We start from the raw sequence: 15669 nt of genomic DNA on the forward strand, positions 1-15669 counted from the left end.
GCCTTTCGGAACCGCCCGGTAACCGTTTTGAGCTCGGGGGGTGTCCGCCTCCGTATGCCGCAGTCCGCGCACGGCGAGAGAAAACGCGAGCCGGAAAGAAAACCGGCGCTCGAATGAGCGCCGGCAAGAGGTATCGACCCGGTGAGCAGCGGCGTTCAACCGCGCCGTTCAGCTATGCGCGCCGATCAGATTCACGACCTTGACGTTGCGCGTATCCGGCACTTCCGCATACGACAGCACCTTCAGCTGCGGCAGACTGCGGCGCAGGAAACGCGCGAGCATCGGCCGCAACGCGTGCTGCACCAGCAGCACCGGCGCGAGCCCGAGGTTCTGCTGACGCGTCATCGCCTTCTGCGTTTCGGTCATCAGCGTATGCGCGAGCCCGGGCTCCAGACCCGGATTGGCGCCGGTCGACAGCGCCTGCGACAACACCCGTTCCAGATTCGAATCGAGGCCCATCACCTGCATGTCGCCGGCGCCCGGGAACCACTGCTGCGTGATCGCGCGGCCCAGCGCGAGACGCACGGCGGCGGTGAGATCGTGCGCGTCGGTGAGCTTCGGCGCGTGTTCGGACAAGGCTTCGAGAATCGTGCGCAGGTCGCGGATCGGCACGCCCTCTTCCAGCAGGTTTTGCAGCACCTTTTGCAGCGTGGTGAGCGGCAGGCTCTTCGGCACCAGATCGTCGACCAGCGACGGCGTATCTTTCTGCATCCGCTCGATCAGCGCCTGCACTTCGCGGCGGCCGAGCAATTCGGATGCGTGCGTGACCACGAGGTGATTCAGGTGCGTCGCCACCACGGTGCTCGAATCGACCACCGTGTAGCCGTACACCTGCGCCTGTTCGCGCAGATTCGTGTCGATCCAGATGGCCGGCAGACCGAACGCCGGGTCTTGTGTCGGCGTGCCCGGCAGCGCGGCGGAAACCTGCCCCGGATTGATCGCCAGCCACTGTCCCGGATACGCTTCGCCGACGCCGACTTCGACACCCTTCAGCGCAATCCGGTAACCGTTCGGCCGCAGTTCGAGGTTGTCGCGGATATGGATCACCGGCGGCAGGAAGCCGATTTCCTGCGCGAACTTCTTGCGGATGCTCTTGATCCGCTTGAGCAGTTCGCCGTCGGAGTTCTTGTCGACGAGCGGGATCAGCCGGTAGCCCACTTCGAGGCCGAGCGTGTCGATCATCGTCACGTCGTCCCAGCTGGCTTCGGTGTTTTCCACCGGGGTCATCGCGGCCGGCGCGACGTCGATCAGGGCAGTGCTGCTCTTGCGTTCCTCGGCGCGCTTTTTCATCGTGCGACCGAGCTGAATCAGGCCGCCGCCGAGAATCAGAAACGCGAAGTGCGGCATGCCCGGAATCAGACCCATCAGCACGAGAATGCAGCCGGTGATCATCAGCACGCGCGGATTCGTGAATAGCTGGCCGGTCAGCTGCGTGCCGATGTCTTCGTTGGTAGCGACGCGCGAGACGATCACACCGGCCGCCGTCGAAATCACCAGCGACGGAATCTGCGCGACGAGCCCGTCACCGATGGTCAGCAGCGTGTAGGTCTTGCCTGCCGACGCGAAGTCCATGCCGTGCTGCACCATCCCGACGATCAGGCCGCCCAGGATGTTGATCACCATGATCAGCAGACCGGCGATCGCGTCGCCGCGCACGAACTTGCTCGCGCCGTCCATCGACCCGTAGAACTCGGCTTCCTGGGCGACTTCGAGACGCCGCTTGCGGGCCTGTTCTTCGTTGATGAGGCCGGCGTTCAGGTCGGCGTCGATCGCCATCTGCTTGCCGGGCATCGCATCGAGCGTGAAGCGCGCGGACACTTCCGCGATCCGCCCCGCGCCCTTGGTGATCACCATGAAGTTGATCACCATCAGGATGACGAAGACGACGATACCGACCGCGAAGTTGCCGCCCACGAGGAAGTGGCCGAACGACTCGATCACCTGGCCGGCGGCGTCCGGGCCGGTGTGGCCTTCGAGCAGCACGATCCGCGTGGACGCCACGTTCAGCGACAGGCGCAGCAGCGTCGAGAACAGCAGCACGCTCGGGAAGGCCGCGAAGTCGAGCGGCTTCATCGTGTACATGCTGACGAGCAGCACCATCACCGAAAGCGCGATGTTGAAGGTGAACAGCATATCCAGCAAAAACGGCGGCAACGGCAAGATCATCATGCCGAGGATCATGCAGATCAGCACCGGCCCGGCGAGGGCGCGCAAATTGGTGCTGCTCAAGGCATCGGGCCGTCGGGACAGGAATCCGGCGCGAGCGTTCATGCGGAGGCTCCTGAAGCGTCTTCGTTAGCGTTGTTGAGCGTGTCGGCGGCTTCCTGATCGGCTTCATCATCCGATACGCCGCCCTTGTCGAGTTCAGCCGGCACGTCGAGTTCGGTCGGTGCGACCGGCGCGACGCCGCCTTCGGTGTTAAAGCGCCGCAACTGATAGACCCACGCGAGCACCTCGGCGACCGCGCCATACAGCGGGCCGGGAATCTCACGGTCCAGTTCGACGTTGTGATACAGCGCGCGCGCCAGCGGCGGCGCTTCGAGCAGCGGCACATTGTTTTCCGCGGCGATTTCGCGAATCCGCGCGGCCACCAGGTTCACGCCCTTGGCGACGACCTTCGGCGCGCGCATCTCGCCGTCGGCGTATTGCAGCGCGACCGCGAAGTGCGTCGGGTTGGTCACCACCACGTCGGCCTTCGGCACCTTCGTCATCATGCGACGGCGGGCAATCGCCCGCTGCTGCTGGCGAATCCGGCCTTTGACATGCGGATCGCCTTCGCTTTCGCGATGTTCGCGCTTCACTTCTTCCTTCGTCATGCGCAGTTTCTTGTGGAACTGCCACAGCTGATACGGCACATCCAGCGCCGCCACGACGAACATGCCCGCCACCGTCATGCCGCAGCACACGGCGATCAGATGCATGGCGTTGGCAAGCGCAATCTGCACGGGCTGGGTGGCCAGCGCGAGAATCTCCTCGCGGCGATTCCAGATCGCCGTGCCGCCGATGATGCCCACCACGAGGGTTTTCGCGAGCGACAAGCCGAGCTGGATCGGCCCGTTGATCGAGAACATCTTGCCGAGGCCGGCGATCGGGTTGAGCCGGTCGAACTTGGGCTCGAATCCTTTGGCGGACAACTGCCAGCCGCCCAGCGCCATCGGTGCGAGCAAGGCGGCCAGCCCGGTAAAGGCGAGAACCGGCAACAACGCGTACAGCCCTTCGCGGCTTGCCGCGCCCGCGCCGATCATCATGCGGCGCGTTTCGAATACGCTGGCGTGATCGAACGTGAAGGCCGCGCGCAACATGTTCATCAAATGCTCGCCGATGCTGCCTGACATGGCCCACACGCCGAAAAAGCCTGCCGCCAGCAGCGCAAACGTCGACAGCTCCCGCGAACGCACGATCTGCCCTTCCTCGCGCGCCTTCTGCAGGCGCCGGGGAGTGGCTGATTCGGTTTTTTCGAGGTCGCTGTCCTCTGCCACTAAAGCTCTCCAATCGGTCGAGGCGCGATGCCTGGTTCCAGTGAGAGCGATTATTCCCGTTGGGCGCAACCGACGATCGGCGGATAAGCGCAGGGAAAGGGGGGCATTTCGGGGGATGGGACAGGCGGCAAACCACCGCGGGGCTTGCTGGAGGCGCGCTGGCGGCCTGGATGGACCGGCAGCGCGGGGTCGCCGGCGGACGGTCGATAGCGAGGGGCCGCGAGCGGAGGGTCGCGCCGGAGGACGCTCGATAGTAAGGGGTCGGCAGCGCAGGGCCGCTGGAGGACGGTCGATAGCGAGGGGCCACCAGCGCAGGGCCTCAGGCGGACGGTCGATAGCGAGGGGCCGTCGGCAGACTGCAGCTAGCGGGGGGGCCGCCGGCGGAGGATGCGTGGCGGGCACCCGCGCGGCTTGCACGCAAGTACCCGGCCGGTTGTCATCCTTGCGTCATACGCATCAAAACGCGACGTAAGGCGCCTGGCCGCCCGGCGTCTGATCGATGCCGAAGTACACATAACGGCCGTAGAAGAACGGCAAGCCGAGGTCGAAGCTGCTGCTGCCGCTGAGCTGCCCGGCCAGGTCGTTGAACGCGTAGTTGCTGCCGCTGCCGAACAGGGTGGCCGCGCTCAGGATGCCGATATTGGCGGTCGTTTTCGCGCCGTTCAGCCCGACCAGGCTGATCGAGCGCGTTTGCGCCGACGACGGGCAGTAAAAGCCCGCGTAGGTGCTGCCGCACTGCGCGAGGGAACTGTCGGAGAAGAAGTAGGCGTTCGAGCCCGAGTCGAGAAACGCCTGCACCGTCGTGCCGTTGAAGACACTGTTGTTCAGATCGCCCCAGGCATTGGTGGTGAAGGTCTGCGCGGCGGCCAGCGCATTGTTAGACTGCGTGCCGATACCGAACACCAGCGTACCGGTCGCCGACGACGCGCCGGTGTTCCCCACCGGCGGCATCTGCACGATCACGCCGTTGTTGTCGGTGGCGAACTTGGCGACCGGATTGGTGACCTGCTGCGCCGTCGGCACGGCGGTGCGCGTGCAGGACGTGCCGCTCGGGCAGGCGAAGTAGTTGCTGTTGTTGGCGGCCGTCGACGCGTTCGCGCAGGTGGCGCCGCAATCGTTGGGCGCCGTGCCGATGCCGAGAATGCCGTTGGCGCCGAGAGCGCTGGCCGTGTTTTGCGCCACGCCGGTGCAGCCCGCCGGCACCGTGCTCGACGCCATGTCGCCGATGATCTGCACCGGAATGCTCGTCGTGGTCGTCTCGCCGCCGATCGTCACGCTTGCGGTACGCACCGAGCCCCACGTATAGCCGTCGGCGAAAGTCGCGCACTCGGCGAGCGCGCCGCCTGCCACCTGAGTTACCTGCAAGGAGCCCAGCACCGAGCTCAGCTGCGAGCTCACCACGCGCAAGCCGAACGAACCGGTGTCGACCTGGATGTTGTCGACGGTCTGGCAATTGGTGGTCGAGCCGGGCGCGCACACCGTTACGCTAACCGTAGGAATGTTGATGACGCCTTTCACGCCGAAGCCGACCGTAATCGCCACCGTGTTCGCCGCATTCGCGGCGATCGGCTGCTGAGTCGGGCTCGCCGGCAGCGAGCCGCCGTTCAGCACGGACGACGAGCTGGAGCTCGAACTGGAACTGTCGCCGCCGCCACCACCACCGCAAGCGGCCAGAACCGACACCAGCGCCACCGCCGCGACGGACTGGGTCCAGGCTTTGAGCTTTATCGCAATCTGCATGGTTCGCATCGTTCGTCTCCGCCCTTACTGGATGTCGGAACCGCTGACGCCTGAGGGCAGCGCCTGCGGCAACCACGCCTGACCGTTGAACGCGCCCATGTGGCCGCCGGAATGGACCACGAGGCTGCTCTGCTCGACCGCCACCGGGCCGCGTCCGCCGCGCGCCGCGCGCACAGCCTTCAGGCCGGCGACATATTGCGGAAAGTAGCTGCCGAGCAGATCGCTCAGATCCGGCATTTGCGGGCCGCGCCACGCGAGGCCGAACACCGTGCCGTCCGCCGCCAGGTATTCGCGCACGACAGTGCCGCTGCCGAGCGTGGTTTCACGCACGGTGTAGGACGCAGAGGCGGTAGTGGAGGAAGCGGCGCTGGATGCGGAATGCATCACGCTTTGCGCAGCCGCTGCTGCGCTGCTGGCGGGCTGCATGGTGCGGGAAGAAACCGACGCATCCCCGGGCGGAGTCATCGGCGCGCCGCCCAGTCCCGCATGAGCGGACTGCACGGCCAACAGCAAACAGGGCAAGGCAAGCGCTGTAACCCACCCAGCGCGGCGGATATGACTCGACATGACGAGGCTCCTCCCGAGCGGCTGTTGCTCGGTCCGCACACCGTGCGAACCGGCCACAAGTCTGCAGATCATACGGCACCGTCGCGGCCGCACAATGGAGGTATTCCTCACCGTGTGGCCGCCCGACGCCGTTGCGCGCCGGAAGGCCGTGCCGCTGCTTGAGGTCGTAGTATGCCTGCGGTTACGTCCCGGTAGGAAGCAGGCCGCGCAAGCGCGCGGCTTGTTATGTATACAGCATCGGCCTGCCGCCTTTGACGGCCGACCGTGCGTCAGAAGCCAAGGCTCGCCAGCAGATCGTCGACCTGCGACTGGTCCTGCACCACGTCCGTTTTGCCTTCCGGATTGATCTGCGGACCGTTCAGCAGATGTTCGGGGCTGCCGGTCGACGACGGCTCGGCCGCCAGCGCCGCCGCGGTCGCCGCGAACTGCTCGCGCCGCTCGAGCGCGATGTTCTCGACCAGCACGCCGAGCAATTGCTGCTCGATCAGGTACACGACGTCCGTGATCTTCTTGATGACCTGGCCGGTCAGATCCTGGAAGTCCTGCGCCAGCATGATTTCCATCAGCTGCGAATTGGTCGCGGTGGTGGCTTCCGGCACGCCGCGCAGGAACGCGCGCGTGTCGTTCATCAGCGCGCGCACTTCTTCGCGCTCGATCGGCGCCGCGTACCATTTTTCCCAGCGCGCATCGAGCTCACCCGCATCCTTCTGCAACTGCTCCTGGATCGGCTTGGCGATGTCGATCGAGGACAGGACGCGCTCGGCGGCCTGCTCGGTCATGTTCGCGATGTACTTCAGGCGGTCGCGAGCATCGGGTACGGCTTCCGCCGCGCGCTCGACATGCTTGTCGAGCCCCAGCTCACGCATCGAGTCGCGCAGCGTGCGCGTCAACTGGCCGATGCGGGCGAGGATGCGGTCGGACGCGAAGTCGCCGCTGTCGTTGCCCGCTTCGGCGCCTTGCGCGTTGGTCGGCAGATTCACATCAGCTCCCGGTCTTGGCCATCTTCTCGAGAATCTTGTTGAGCTTCTCGTCGAGCGTCGCGGCCGTGAACGGCTTGACGACATAACCGCTCGCGCCGGCCTGAGCCGCCGCGATGATGTTTTCCTTCTTCGACTCGGCCGTCACCATCAGCACCGGCAGATGCGCGAGGCTGGCGTCGGCGCGGATTTCCTTGAGCATGGCCAGACCGTCGAGGTTCGGCATGTTCCAGTCGGAGATCACGAACTCATAGGCGCCGCTGCGCAAGCGCGCGAGACCGGCCGCGCCGTCTTCGGCTTCGTCGACGTTGCTGTAGCCCAGCTCTTTGAGCAGGTTGCGGACAATCCGGCGCATCGTCGGAAAATCGTCAACCACCAGAAATTTCATTCCCTTATCCATTTCATTCCCTTTGCTTGATCCATGATGCGGCGCATGTCCGCCTGTTCAACCTACCCCGCGCGCATCATACCCGCTGAACGCGATCGCCCATCGACGACAGACGCGCCATCACGCGCCGGCTCATTTCCGGCAGCGAGGCGATCTCGTCGGCGGCGCCCAGCGCGATCGCTTCGCGCGGCATGCCGAAGACGATACAGCTCGCCTCGTCCTGCGCGAGGGTATACGCCCCCGCCTTTTTCATGTCCAGCAGGCCGGCGGCGCCGTCGCGCCCCATCCCGGTCAGGATCACCCCGACCGCATTCTTGCCCGCGTGCTGCGCGGCCGAACGGAACAGCACGTCGACCGACGGACGATGCCGGTTGACCGGCGGCTCGTCGGAGAGATGCGCAATATAGTTCGCGCCGCTGCGGGCCAGCAACAGGTGAGCGTGGCCGGGCGCGATATACGCATGTCCGGGCAGCACGCGTTCGCCGTGCTCTGCCTCTTTAACGGTAATCCGGCACAAACCATTGAGGCGTTGCGCAAAAGATTTTGTGAAACCCGGCGGCATATGCTGCGCGATCAGCACGGCGGGTGCATCCGGCGGCAGCGGCAGCAGCACCTCGCGGATCGCTTCGGTGCCGCCCGTCGACGCGCCGACGATGATCAGCTTCTCAGTACTGAGAAGCGGATTGTTGAAGAGCGGCGCGGCGGCGGCAGGCGCCTGCGCGGCGTGGGCCGCCGCATGCTGCGCCGGCGCGGCCTGGCGCACCCGCGCGCGGGCTGCGGCGCGAATCTTGTCGGCGAGCTTTTCCGCGTAGTCGAGCATGCCGTCGCGAATGCCGACCTTCGGCTTGGTGACGAAATCGACCGCGCCCAGTTCCAGCGCGCGCAGCGTGATTTCGTTGCCGCGCTCGGTCAGCGACGACACCATCACGACCGGCATCGGCCGCAGACGCATCAGCTTCTCGAGGAAGTCGAGGCCGTCCATGCGCGGCATTTCGACGTCGAGCGTCAGCACGTCCGGATTGTGTTGCTTGATGAGATCGCGCGCGACCAGCGGGTCGGGTGCGGTCGCCACGACGGTCATGTCCGGCTGGCCATTGATGATTTCCGTCATCAGGCTGCGGATCAGCGCCGAATCGTCGACGCACAATACTTTGATCTTTTGCACAGCGCTCACGCCTCCTCTGCGGTTCTGGCGTTGTTTGAATTAAGGGGACGCGGGCTCGCGCCAAATAGTTCGATGCGCGGCTTCGCTGCGCCCGCGGTCGCACCGCTTCCCGCAAATGTTGCGGGGTTGCCAGTGGGGTTGCCGGCGGGGTTGCCAGCGGCGCCACCGGCTTTCGAGCCGAACAGTTCGACCTTCGGCCTTGCCGCGACCGGCGTCGAAAACAGCTCGACCCGCTTGCGCGCCGCCGCGAGCCGCTCGGCGCGCGCTTCGGCGCTTTGCCGCATCAGCGCCTGTTCGCGTTCGGCGACGCCGGCTTCCTGCTGCAGGCGGAGTTTCTTCACCATTACCTGGCCGGTACGCGGCATGAAGGCGACTTTGCGCGGGTGCGAGCCCTGCAGGTCCTCGGCGACGATGCGGATCTTTTCGAGCGCGAGGTAGCGGCGCACGAATTCCGAATTGCGGTCGCCGATGTTCATGGTCGTCATGCCGGCCAGCACCGCGCCGCCGCCGAACACCTTGGCTTCGAAGCGCTCGCGCCGGCCACCCGCCTTGATGAGCTCGTTGATCAGCACTTCCATCGCGTACGCGCCGTAGCGCATCGAATCCGAAGCGGCTTGCGCGACGTCGGCGCCGTCGTCGGGCAGCATGAAGTGATTCATGCCGCCGATGCCCGCCGTGCGGTCCTGGATGCAGGCCGCGACGCACGAACCCAGCACGGTGACCAGCACCATGTCTTCGCTGGTCGTATAGAACTCGTTCGGCAACAGCTTCACGCCGGGGCGTTGGAAGTGGTTGTCGAAGTACAGATTGGTGGCGATCGGCAGGGCGCTGCTCATACCGTCACCCCGCCAGCCGGCGTGCTGCTGGAGTGGCCCGCCGGGCGGGACGGCGTGCGGGCGGCGCCGGCGGCGTCGCGTGTCAGTTCATAAACGGTCTGGCCGCGCAGCTTGAACGCCTGCGTCACGTACGTGAAGTTTTCCGAGTGGCCGGCAAACAGCAGACCGCCCGATTTCACCAACGGCTCGAAGCGCGCGAGTACTTGCGCCTGGGTCGGCTTGTCGAAATAGATCATCACGTTGCGGCAGAAGATCGCGTCGAACTGCGAGCGCAGCTGGTAATCGCGGTCGGTCAGGTTCAGCTGCTCGAAGCGCACCATCGCGCGCACTTCCGGGCGCACCTTCACCATGCCGGCGTGCGCGCCGGTGCCTTTCAGGAAGAAGCGCTTGAGCCGCTCCGGCGACAGATGCTTGACCTGGTCGAACTGGTACATGCCGGCTTCGGCTTTTGCCAGCACCTGCGTGTCGATGTCGGTGGCGAGCACGCTCGCCTGGCGCGCGCCGCTGTCGCCGAGGGCTTCGATCAGCGTCATCGCGATCGAATACGGCTCTTCACCGGTCGATGCCGCCGAGCACCACACCGAAACCGGCTGCGGCCGGCGCGGCACGAACTCGGCGAGGATCGGAAAGTGGTGCGCTTCGCGAAAGAATGCGGTCAGGTTGGTGGTCAGCGCGTTAGTGAACGCCTCCCACTCGGCCGGATCGTTTTCCGCTTCGAGCAGATCGAGATACTGCCTGAAGGTCTCGATGCCGCGCGCGCGCAAGCGGCGCGCCAGACGGCTGTACGCCATGTCGCGCTTGTGATCCGACAGCGAGATGCCCGCGCTGCGATGAATCAGTTCGCGGATACGAGCGAAATCCGCCGACGTGAATTCGAAATCCCGTCCTTGTTCGACGGATCTGGCCGGTTCTGCCCGCTCGGGACGTTGTTGTGCGCGCGTTGCCATCATGAAAGTTCCTGCCTGCGATACGAGCCATTCCGCTTTCCGCCGGAGGTGCGGCCTCCGGCCAAAGGGATTGTGTTCGCGGGGTCGCGCCCGCCCGCGAGTTCCGCCCACCTGCAGTCGGCCCGCGACACGCCATCGAGGCGTGCTTCGATGATTCGCCCCTCAGGAAGCGAGATGCCGAATGACTGCATGTCTTCTTCTGTTTCCTAGAACGTTTCCCAGTCCGCATCCGAACCCGCCTTGGCCGCGCTTGCAGCGGCCGGGCGTGCTGCGGATTCGGACGCGGCTCGCGCCGTCTTGGCCTTAAGCGCCGGCTCGACGCGTGCGGCACCTGCATCATGGGCGGCCGGAGCCTGCGCCGCGCTGCTGCTTGCCGGGTGCACCGCCGGGTTTGCCACCGCGTGTGGCGAAGCCTTGGCTACCGGGGCCGCCTTGACACCCGCGCTGCGCGCCGTGTGTGGACGCGCTGCCGCCGCTACGCTGTGCGTTGCCACGCGAGCCGGCCCGCCGGCCACTTTCCAGCCATTCACCACGGCTTGCAGTTGACGCGTCTGGTCTTCGAGCGATGCCGCCGCAGCCGCCGCCTGTTCGACCAGCGCGGCGTTCTGCTGCGTGACTTCGTCCATCTGCACGACCGCGCGATTCACCTGTTCGATACCGCCCGACTGCTCTTCGGAAGCCGCGCTGATTTCGCCCATGATGTCGGTCACGCGGCGCACGGCCTGCACGATCTCGTCCATCGTGGTGCCGGCGCGGCCGACCAGCGTCGAGCCGCTTTGCACCTTGTCGACCGAGTCGCCGATCAGTTCCTTGATTTCCTTCGCGGCGCTGGCGCTGCGCTGCGCGAGGCTGCGCACTTCGCCGGCGACCACCGCGAAACCGCGGCCCTGTTCGCCCGCCCGCGCGGCTTCGACCGCCGCGTTCAGCGCGAGAATATTGGTCTGAAAGGCAATCCCTTCGATCACGCCGATGATGTCGACGACCTTGTTCGAACTGGTCGCGATGTCCTGCATCGTCGTCACAACCTGGCTCACCACGTCGCCGCCGCGGGTCGCGATATCGGACGCGTTCACGGCCAGCTGGCTCGCCTGACGCGCGTTCTCGGCGTTCTGCCGCACGGTGCCGGTCAGCTGCTCCATGCTCGACGCGGTTTCCTGCAACGAAGCGGCTTGCTGTTCGGTGCGCTGCGACAGATCGGTGTTGCCCATCGCGATTTCACGCGCGCCGGTGTCGATCGATTCGGTGCTGCCGTGAACCGCCTTCACCATCGTCGCCAGGCTTTCCTGCATCTGCTTGATGCCGCTGAACAGCCGGCCGATTTCGTTGCGGCTGAACACTTCGATCGTCTCGGACAGGTCGCCCGAAGCGATCCGCTCGAAGCAGGCGGTGGCGTCGGCGAGCGGCTGCACGATCAGGCCGCGCAGCGCGAAGCGGATGCCCACCACGAGCAGCAAGGCCAGCGCGGTGATGGCGATGATCAGCGTCGTCATCAGCGAGATGTTCGATTGCGCGCTCGCCTGCTGGTCCACCGCGTGCTGCTGAAGTCCCTTGACGACGGCGGACGCGGCGTTGTCGTACGCAAGGAACATCGGGCTGATCTTCGTATCGGCGATCGCGTGATAGGCCGCCAGATCGTTCGCGCGCAATGCGGCGAACTCCTGGTCGACGCCGTCTCGCGTCACGGCCGCGCGGCGCGTCGCCAGTTCGTCGAGCTGCGCCTGCTCGGCGCCGTTCTTGGGCGCGTCGAGATACGCCTGCCAGCTCTGGTTGCCGATGCCGTAGAGTTCCTGCGCACGATCGAGCGCCTTCTTCGCCTTCTCGGTGTCGCCGGCGGTGTTCAACGAGATGAAGCGGTCCAGCGTCACGCGCGTGCGCAACAGGTACGCCGACGCCTCGTCGAGCGCGTGAATCGCCACCAGATCGCCGCGTGCAATGCGATCGAGCGACTGGCTGGCGCGGTTCAGCGCCGTCAGTCCGAGCGCGCCGACCGCCACGGTCAGCGCAACCAGAATGATCCCCACCATCGTCAGCGACGTGCGAATCGACCACCTGCTCAGCATCTCAATGCTCCCTTGTTCCAGTCTCTCGTTCGTGCCGTCAGCGCTTAGCCGGCGAGCGTTTCGATCAGCGCCATTTCACGGCTGGTCATCAGCTTCTCGATGTCCATCAGGATCAGCATGCGGCCGTCGACGGTGCCCAGCCCCGTGAGATATTCGGTCGTCAGCGTGGCGCCGAATTCCGGCGCCGGCATGATCTGGTCGGTGGCGAGCGTCAGCACGTCCGACACGCCGTCCACCACCATCCCGACCACGCGATGCGCGACGTTCAGGATGATCACCACCGTCTGATGGTCGTACTCGACGCGGCCCAGATGGAACTTGATGCGCATGTCGACGATCGGCACGATGATGCCGCGCAGATTGATCACGCCCTTGATGAACTCAGGCGCATTGGCGATGCGCGTGACGTTGTCGTAGCCGCGGATTTCCTGCACCTTGAGGATGTCGATGCCGTACTCTTCGGCGCCGAGCGTGAAGACGAGGAATTCCTGCCCGCCGGCGTCGGCCTGCTGCGCGTCGCGGCGGCCATTCGTACCGCTCGCGTTCGCGACGCTCGAATTGATGGATTGGACTTCTGCCACGTTAGCCCCCAAACGGTTGGGATGAAATGAGTTGAGTAAGTGTTACGGGTGTTATGACTGTCACGCAAGGCTCATCGCGCCGTGCGCGTTGCGCGTCTCGCGGTTCAGCGCCGCCACGTCCACGATCAGCGCGACACTGCCGTCGCCGAGAATGGTTGCGGCGGAAATGCCGTGCACCTTGCGATAGTTCGTTTCCAGATTCTTCACGACCACCTGCTGCTGCCCCACCAGCTCGTCGATCAGCATCGCAAAGCGGCGCCCCTCGGTTTGCATGATGGTGACGATGCCCTGGGTCGGTTCGCGCTTCGCGTCTTCGACCGAGAACACTTCGTGCAGCGCGACGAGCGGCAGATATTCGCCGCGCACGCGCACCACGCGTTCGCCGTTGGCCACCGTGTAGATGTCCTCGGCTTGCGGCTGCAGCGACTCCATCACGAAGTTCAGCGGCAGAATGAAGATCTCGTTGCCGACCTTCACCGACATGCCGTCGAGAATCGCCAGCGTGAGCGGCAAGACGATCCGCGTCGTGCTGCCCTTGCCCGCATGCGAGGTGATCTCGACGTGACCACCCATCGACTGGATGTTGCGCTTCACCACGTCCATGCCGACGCCGCGGCCGGAGACGTCCGTGACCTGCTCCGCCGTCGAGAAGCCCGGCAGGAAGATCAGGTTCCAGACCTCTTCGTCGGTCATGCTTTCGCTGACCTGCATGCCCTGCTTGGCCGCCTTCGCGAGAATCTTGTCGCGGCGCAGACCGGCGCCGTCGTCGCTCACTTCGATGACGATGTTGCCGCCGTGATGCGCCGCCGAGAGCACCAGCTGGCCGGTTGAATCTTTGCCTGCCGCGCGCCGCGCTTCCACGGTTTCGATGCCGTGGTCGAGACTGTTGCGCACGAGGTGAGTCAACGGATCGATGATCCGTTCGATGAGGCTCTTGTCGAGTTCGGTCGCCTGACCGAAGGTGACGAGTTCGACCTCCTTGCCGAGTTTCGCCGCCAGATCGCGCACGAGACGCGGGAAGCGGCTGAACACGTAATCCATCGGCATCATGCGGATCGACATCACCGCTTCCTGCAGATCGCGCGCGTTGCGCTCGAGCTGCGCCATGCCGTTGAAGAGCCGATCGTGCAGGGCCGGGTCGAACGTGCTGGTGGTCTCGGCCAACATCGCCTGGGTGATCACCAGTTCGCCGACCAGGTTGATCAGCTGATCGACTTTTTCGACGCCGACGCGAATCGAGCTGCCTTCCGCGCCGCCCGCTGCCGCGGCCGGACGCGCCTTGCGGTCCTGTTCGGCAGGAGCGGCTGCGGTGGGTGCCGGTGCGGTAGGTGCCGGTGCGGTGGTCGCTGCCGGCGGCGGCGCTGCTGGCGTGCTCGCCGCGCTAACCGCAGCAGCGCTGGGCGCTGCCGCAGCGCCGGCTGCCGCGGCATCCGCGCGCGGCGCCGGCGCATCGAACAGACCATGCGTGGCGGCGTTGGCGGGCGCAGCGACGCTGGCCGCCGGTGCTGCCGGTACTTCGTGTGCTGCTTGCGCCGACGTCGACGGCTCAGCGTCCGGCGTTCCAGGTTCGCCTTGCTGAGTGTCGCCGGTCGGCGCGGCACCGCGGCCGATCGAGATCTGGCTTTCGTCGATCACGAAACAGCACACGGCAATGATGTCGTCGGAGGTCACATCGGTCGCGAGCCACAGCGTCAGATCGCCGCCGCTCTTGACCTGCCCGACAATGTTCCCCAGGTTGCCGAGCTCTTCGGCCAGCAGTTCCTGGTCCTTCTCACCTACGCCCCGTAGCGTAATTTTCAGATGGGGGCCGGCGCCAGCGCTTGCCTCGCCGCTTCCCGCGGCCTGGCCGGTCTGCGCCGGTTCGCCGTCAACCAATTCGCCCGCCGCCTGCACCGCCTGTTCGACGACGTGCTCCGGCGGAGTGCCGCCTTGTACTGCCTGTGCTGCCACTGCGGCCGGTGCTGCGACGGCCGCCGGCGCCGCTTCAGCCGGCGCGCCGCCGAGGCGGCTTTCCGCGTGCAACTGTTCGAGCTTCGCGCAGATCGCCTTGGCGACCACCGCATCCGGTTCGGCGCTCGCGCGGTAATCGGCGAGCTGGCCCGACAACACGTCCTTGGTTTCGAGGAACGTGTCGATCATGTCCTTGCGCAGCACGAGTTCGTTATTGCGCGCGCGGTCGAGCAGCGATTCGAGAATGTGGGTGGTTTCCGTCAGCGCGGTAAAGCCGAACGTCGCCGCGCCGCCCTTGATCGAATGCGCCGCGCGGAAAATCGCCGCGAGGTCTTCGGGGTCCGGGTGCGCGATATCCAGATTGAGCAGCAGCTGCTCCATCTGCGCGAGCAGTTCGTCCGCTTCGTCGAAGAACGTCTGATAGAACTGAGTGATGTCGAGTGTCATGCCTGGTTCACCGCGAGAGTTCCTGTCTAGGCTTGGGCTGCCGTGCCGCCGCGTCGATAGCTTCGATAACTTGTGTCAAGGTGGCGCTCATTTGTCGTTCATGCCTGGTCCGGCTCGGCCAGCACCGCCACCAGTTCGGTCAACATGTCGGGGTCGAGCGGCTTTTCGATCCAGCCGGTCGCCCCCGCAGCCCGTGCCGCCTCCTTGAACGGCTCGCCCGATTCCGTCGTCAGGACGAGGATGGGCGTGGCCTGGTAGGCCGGGTTGCCGCGCAGCTCGGCGATCAGATCGAGGCCGGTCTTGCCCGGCATATGCTGGTCGGTCAGCACGAGGTCGAACGGCATGGCGAGCGCGTTTTCGAGCCCTTCGTTGCCGTCCGCCGCGAGCGTCACTTCATAGCCCGCCGACGTCAGCGTGGCGGCGAGAATTTGCCGCATCGATGCCGAATCGTCGATTGCCAGAATGTGCCTGATCATGAAAACCTCGCTGCACTTACGCTATGAATCGCCGGGCCGTCCGCGCCGCTCGGGCG

At 65.6% G+C, this 15669-nt stretch carries 13 protein-coding genes; all 13 read right to left on the reverse strand.

What is annotated here, in order from left to right:
- Positions 1 to 168: 168 nt before the first annotated feature.
- Positions 169 to 2271: a flagellar biosynthesis protein FlhA gene (gene flhA / locus DLM46_RS15725; protein ID WP_115101670.1), complete on the reverse strand. Its 2103-nt coding sequence runs from the start codon at positions 2269 to 2271 to the stop codon at positions 169 to 171.
- Positions 2268 to 3479: a flagellar biosynthesis protein FlhB gene (gene flhB / locus DLM46_RS15730; RefSeq protein ID WP_115101671.1), complete on the reverse strand. Its 1212-nt coding sequence runs from the start codon at positions 3477 to 3479 to the stop codon at positions 2268 to 2270. The genes flhA and flhB overlap by 4 nt, the downstream gene beginning before the upstream one ends.
- 456 nt (positions 3480 to 3935) lie before the next feature.
- The gene (locus tag DLM46_RS15735; protein WP_115101672.1) at positions 3936 to 5228 is read right to left on the reverse strand and encodes a DUF3443 domain-containing protein; all 1293 of its coding nucleotides are present in this window, start codon (positions 5226 to 5228) and stop codon (positions 3936 to 3938) included.
- Positions 5229 to 5243: 15 nt separating this feature from the next.
- Positions 5244 to 5786, reverse strand: coding sequence for a DUF2844 domain-containing protein (locus DLM46_RS15740; RefSeq protein WP_115101808.1), 543 nt, complete (start codon positions 5784 to 5786; stop codon positions 5244 to 5246).
- Between the two features lie 269 nt (positions 5787 to 6055).
- The gene (cheZ, locus tag DLM46_RS15745) at positions 6056 to 6766 is read right to left on the reverse strand and encodes a protein phosphatase CheZ (RefSeq protein ID WP_115101673.1); all 711 of its coding nucleotides are present in this window, start codon (positions 6764 to 6766) and stop codon (positions 6056 to 6058) included.
- Between the two features lies 1 nt (position 6767).
- Entirely contained in the window at positions 6768 to 7163 is a 396-nt protein-coding gene (cheY, locus tag DLM46_RS15750) for a chemotaxis response regulator CheY (RefSeq protein WP_115101674.1), read from the reverse strand.
- Positions 7164 to 7227: 64 nt separating this feature from the next.
- A complete protein-coding gene (locus DLM46_RS15755; RefSeq protein WP_165847984.1) occupies positions 7228 to 8316 on the reverse strand; it encodes a protein-glutamate methylesterase/protein-glutamine glutaminase in 1089 nt (362 codons plus the stop codon).
- Between the two features lie 5 nt (positions 8317 to 8321).
- Complete coding sequence (cheD, locus tag DLM46_RS15760; RefSeq protein ID WP_115101676.1) at positions 8322 to 9152, reverse strand: chemoreceptor glutamine deamidase CheD; 831 nt, start codon at positions 9150 to 9152, stop codon at positions 8322 to 8324.
- On the reverse strand, positions 9149 to 10102 hold the full coding sequence (locus tag DLM46_RS15765; protein ID WP_115101677.1) for a CheR family methyltransferase: 954 nt from the start codon (positions 10100 to 10102) through the stop codon (positions 9149 to 9151). Before DLM46_RS15765 ends, cheD begins: the two co-directional genes overlap by 4 nt.
- Positions 10103 to 10305: 203 nt before the next feature.
- Positions 10306 to 12159 carry a methyl-accepting chemotaxis protein gene (locus DLM46_RS15770; protein WP_115101678.1) on the reverse strand — a complete coding sequence of 618 codons (1854 nt, stop codon included), beginning with the start codon at positions 12157 to 12159 and terminating at the stop codon, positions 10306 to 10308.
- Between the two features lie 44 nt (positions 12160 to 12203).
- Positions 12204 to 12740: a chemotaxis protein CheW gene (gene cheW, locus DLM46_RS15775; protein ID WP_115101679.1), complete on the reverse strand. Its 537-nt coding sequence runs from the start codon at positions 12738 to 12740 to the stop codon at positions 12204 to 12206.
- A 60-nt stretch (positions 12741 to 12800) separates the two neighbouring features.
- A complete protein-coding gene (gene cheA / locus DLM46_RS15780) occupies positions 12801 to 15137 on the reverse strand; it encodes a chemotaxis protein CheA (protein WP_115101680.1) in 2337 nt (778 codons plus the stop codon).
- Between the two features lie 98 nt (positions 15138 to 15235).
- The gene (locus DLM46_RS15785; protein WP_115101681.1) at positions 15236 to 15613 is read right to left on the reverse strand and encodes a response regulator; all 378 of its coding nucleotides are present in this window, start codon (positions 15611 to 15613) and stop codon (positions 15236 to 15238) included.
- Positions 15614 to 15669: the final 56 nt, after the last annotated feature.

Source organism: Paraburkholderia lacunae, assembly GCF_003353175.1.
GTDB classification, from domain to species: Bacteria; Pseudomonadota; Gammaproteobacteria; order Burkholderiales; family Burkholderiaceae; genus Paraburkholderia; species Paraburkholderia lacunae.

What these genes read in the sequence shown, in the direction of transcription:
- cheA (WP_115101680.1), bottom strand. Translation starts at nt 15,137, where the DNA reads ATGACACTCGACATCACTCAGTTCTATCAGACGTTCTTCGACGAAGCG.
- cheD (WP_115101676.1), bottom strand. Translation starts at nt 9,152, where the DNA reads ATGAGCAGCGCCCTGCCGATCGCCACCAATCTGTACTTCGACAACCAC.
- DLM46_RS15770 (WP_115101678.1), bottom strand. Translation starts at nt 12,159, where the DNA reads ATGCTGAGCAGGTGGTCGATTCGCACGTCGCTGACGATGGTGGGGATC.
- flhA (WP_115101670.1), bottom strand. Translation starts at nt 2,271, where the DNA reads ATGAACGCTCGCGCCGGATTCCTGTCCCGACGGCCCGATGCCTTGAGC.
- DLM46_RS15765 (WP_115101677.1), bottom strand. Translation starts at nt 10,102, where the DNA reads ATGATGGCAACGCGCGCACAACAACGTCCCGAGCGGGCAGAACCGGCC.
- DLM46_RS15740 (WP_115101808.1), bottom strand. Translation starts at nt 5,786, where the DNA reads ATGTCGAGTCATATCCGCCGCGCTGGGTGGGTTACAGCGCTTGCCTTG.
- cheY (WP_115101674.1), bottom strand. Translation starts at nt 7,163, where the DNA reads ATGGATAAGGGAATGAAATTTCTGGTGGTTGACGATTTTCCGACGATG.
- DLM46_RS15735 (WP_115101672.1), bottom strand. Translation starts at nt 5,228, where the DNA reads ATGCGAACCATGCAGATTGCGATAAAGCTCAAAGCCTGGACCCAGTCC.
- DLM46_RS15785 (WP_115101681.1), bottom strand. Translation starts at nt 15,613, where the DNA reads ATGATCAGGCACATTCTGGCAATCGACGATTCGGCATCGATGCGGCAA.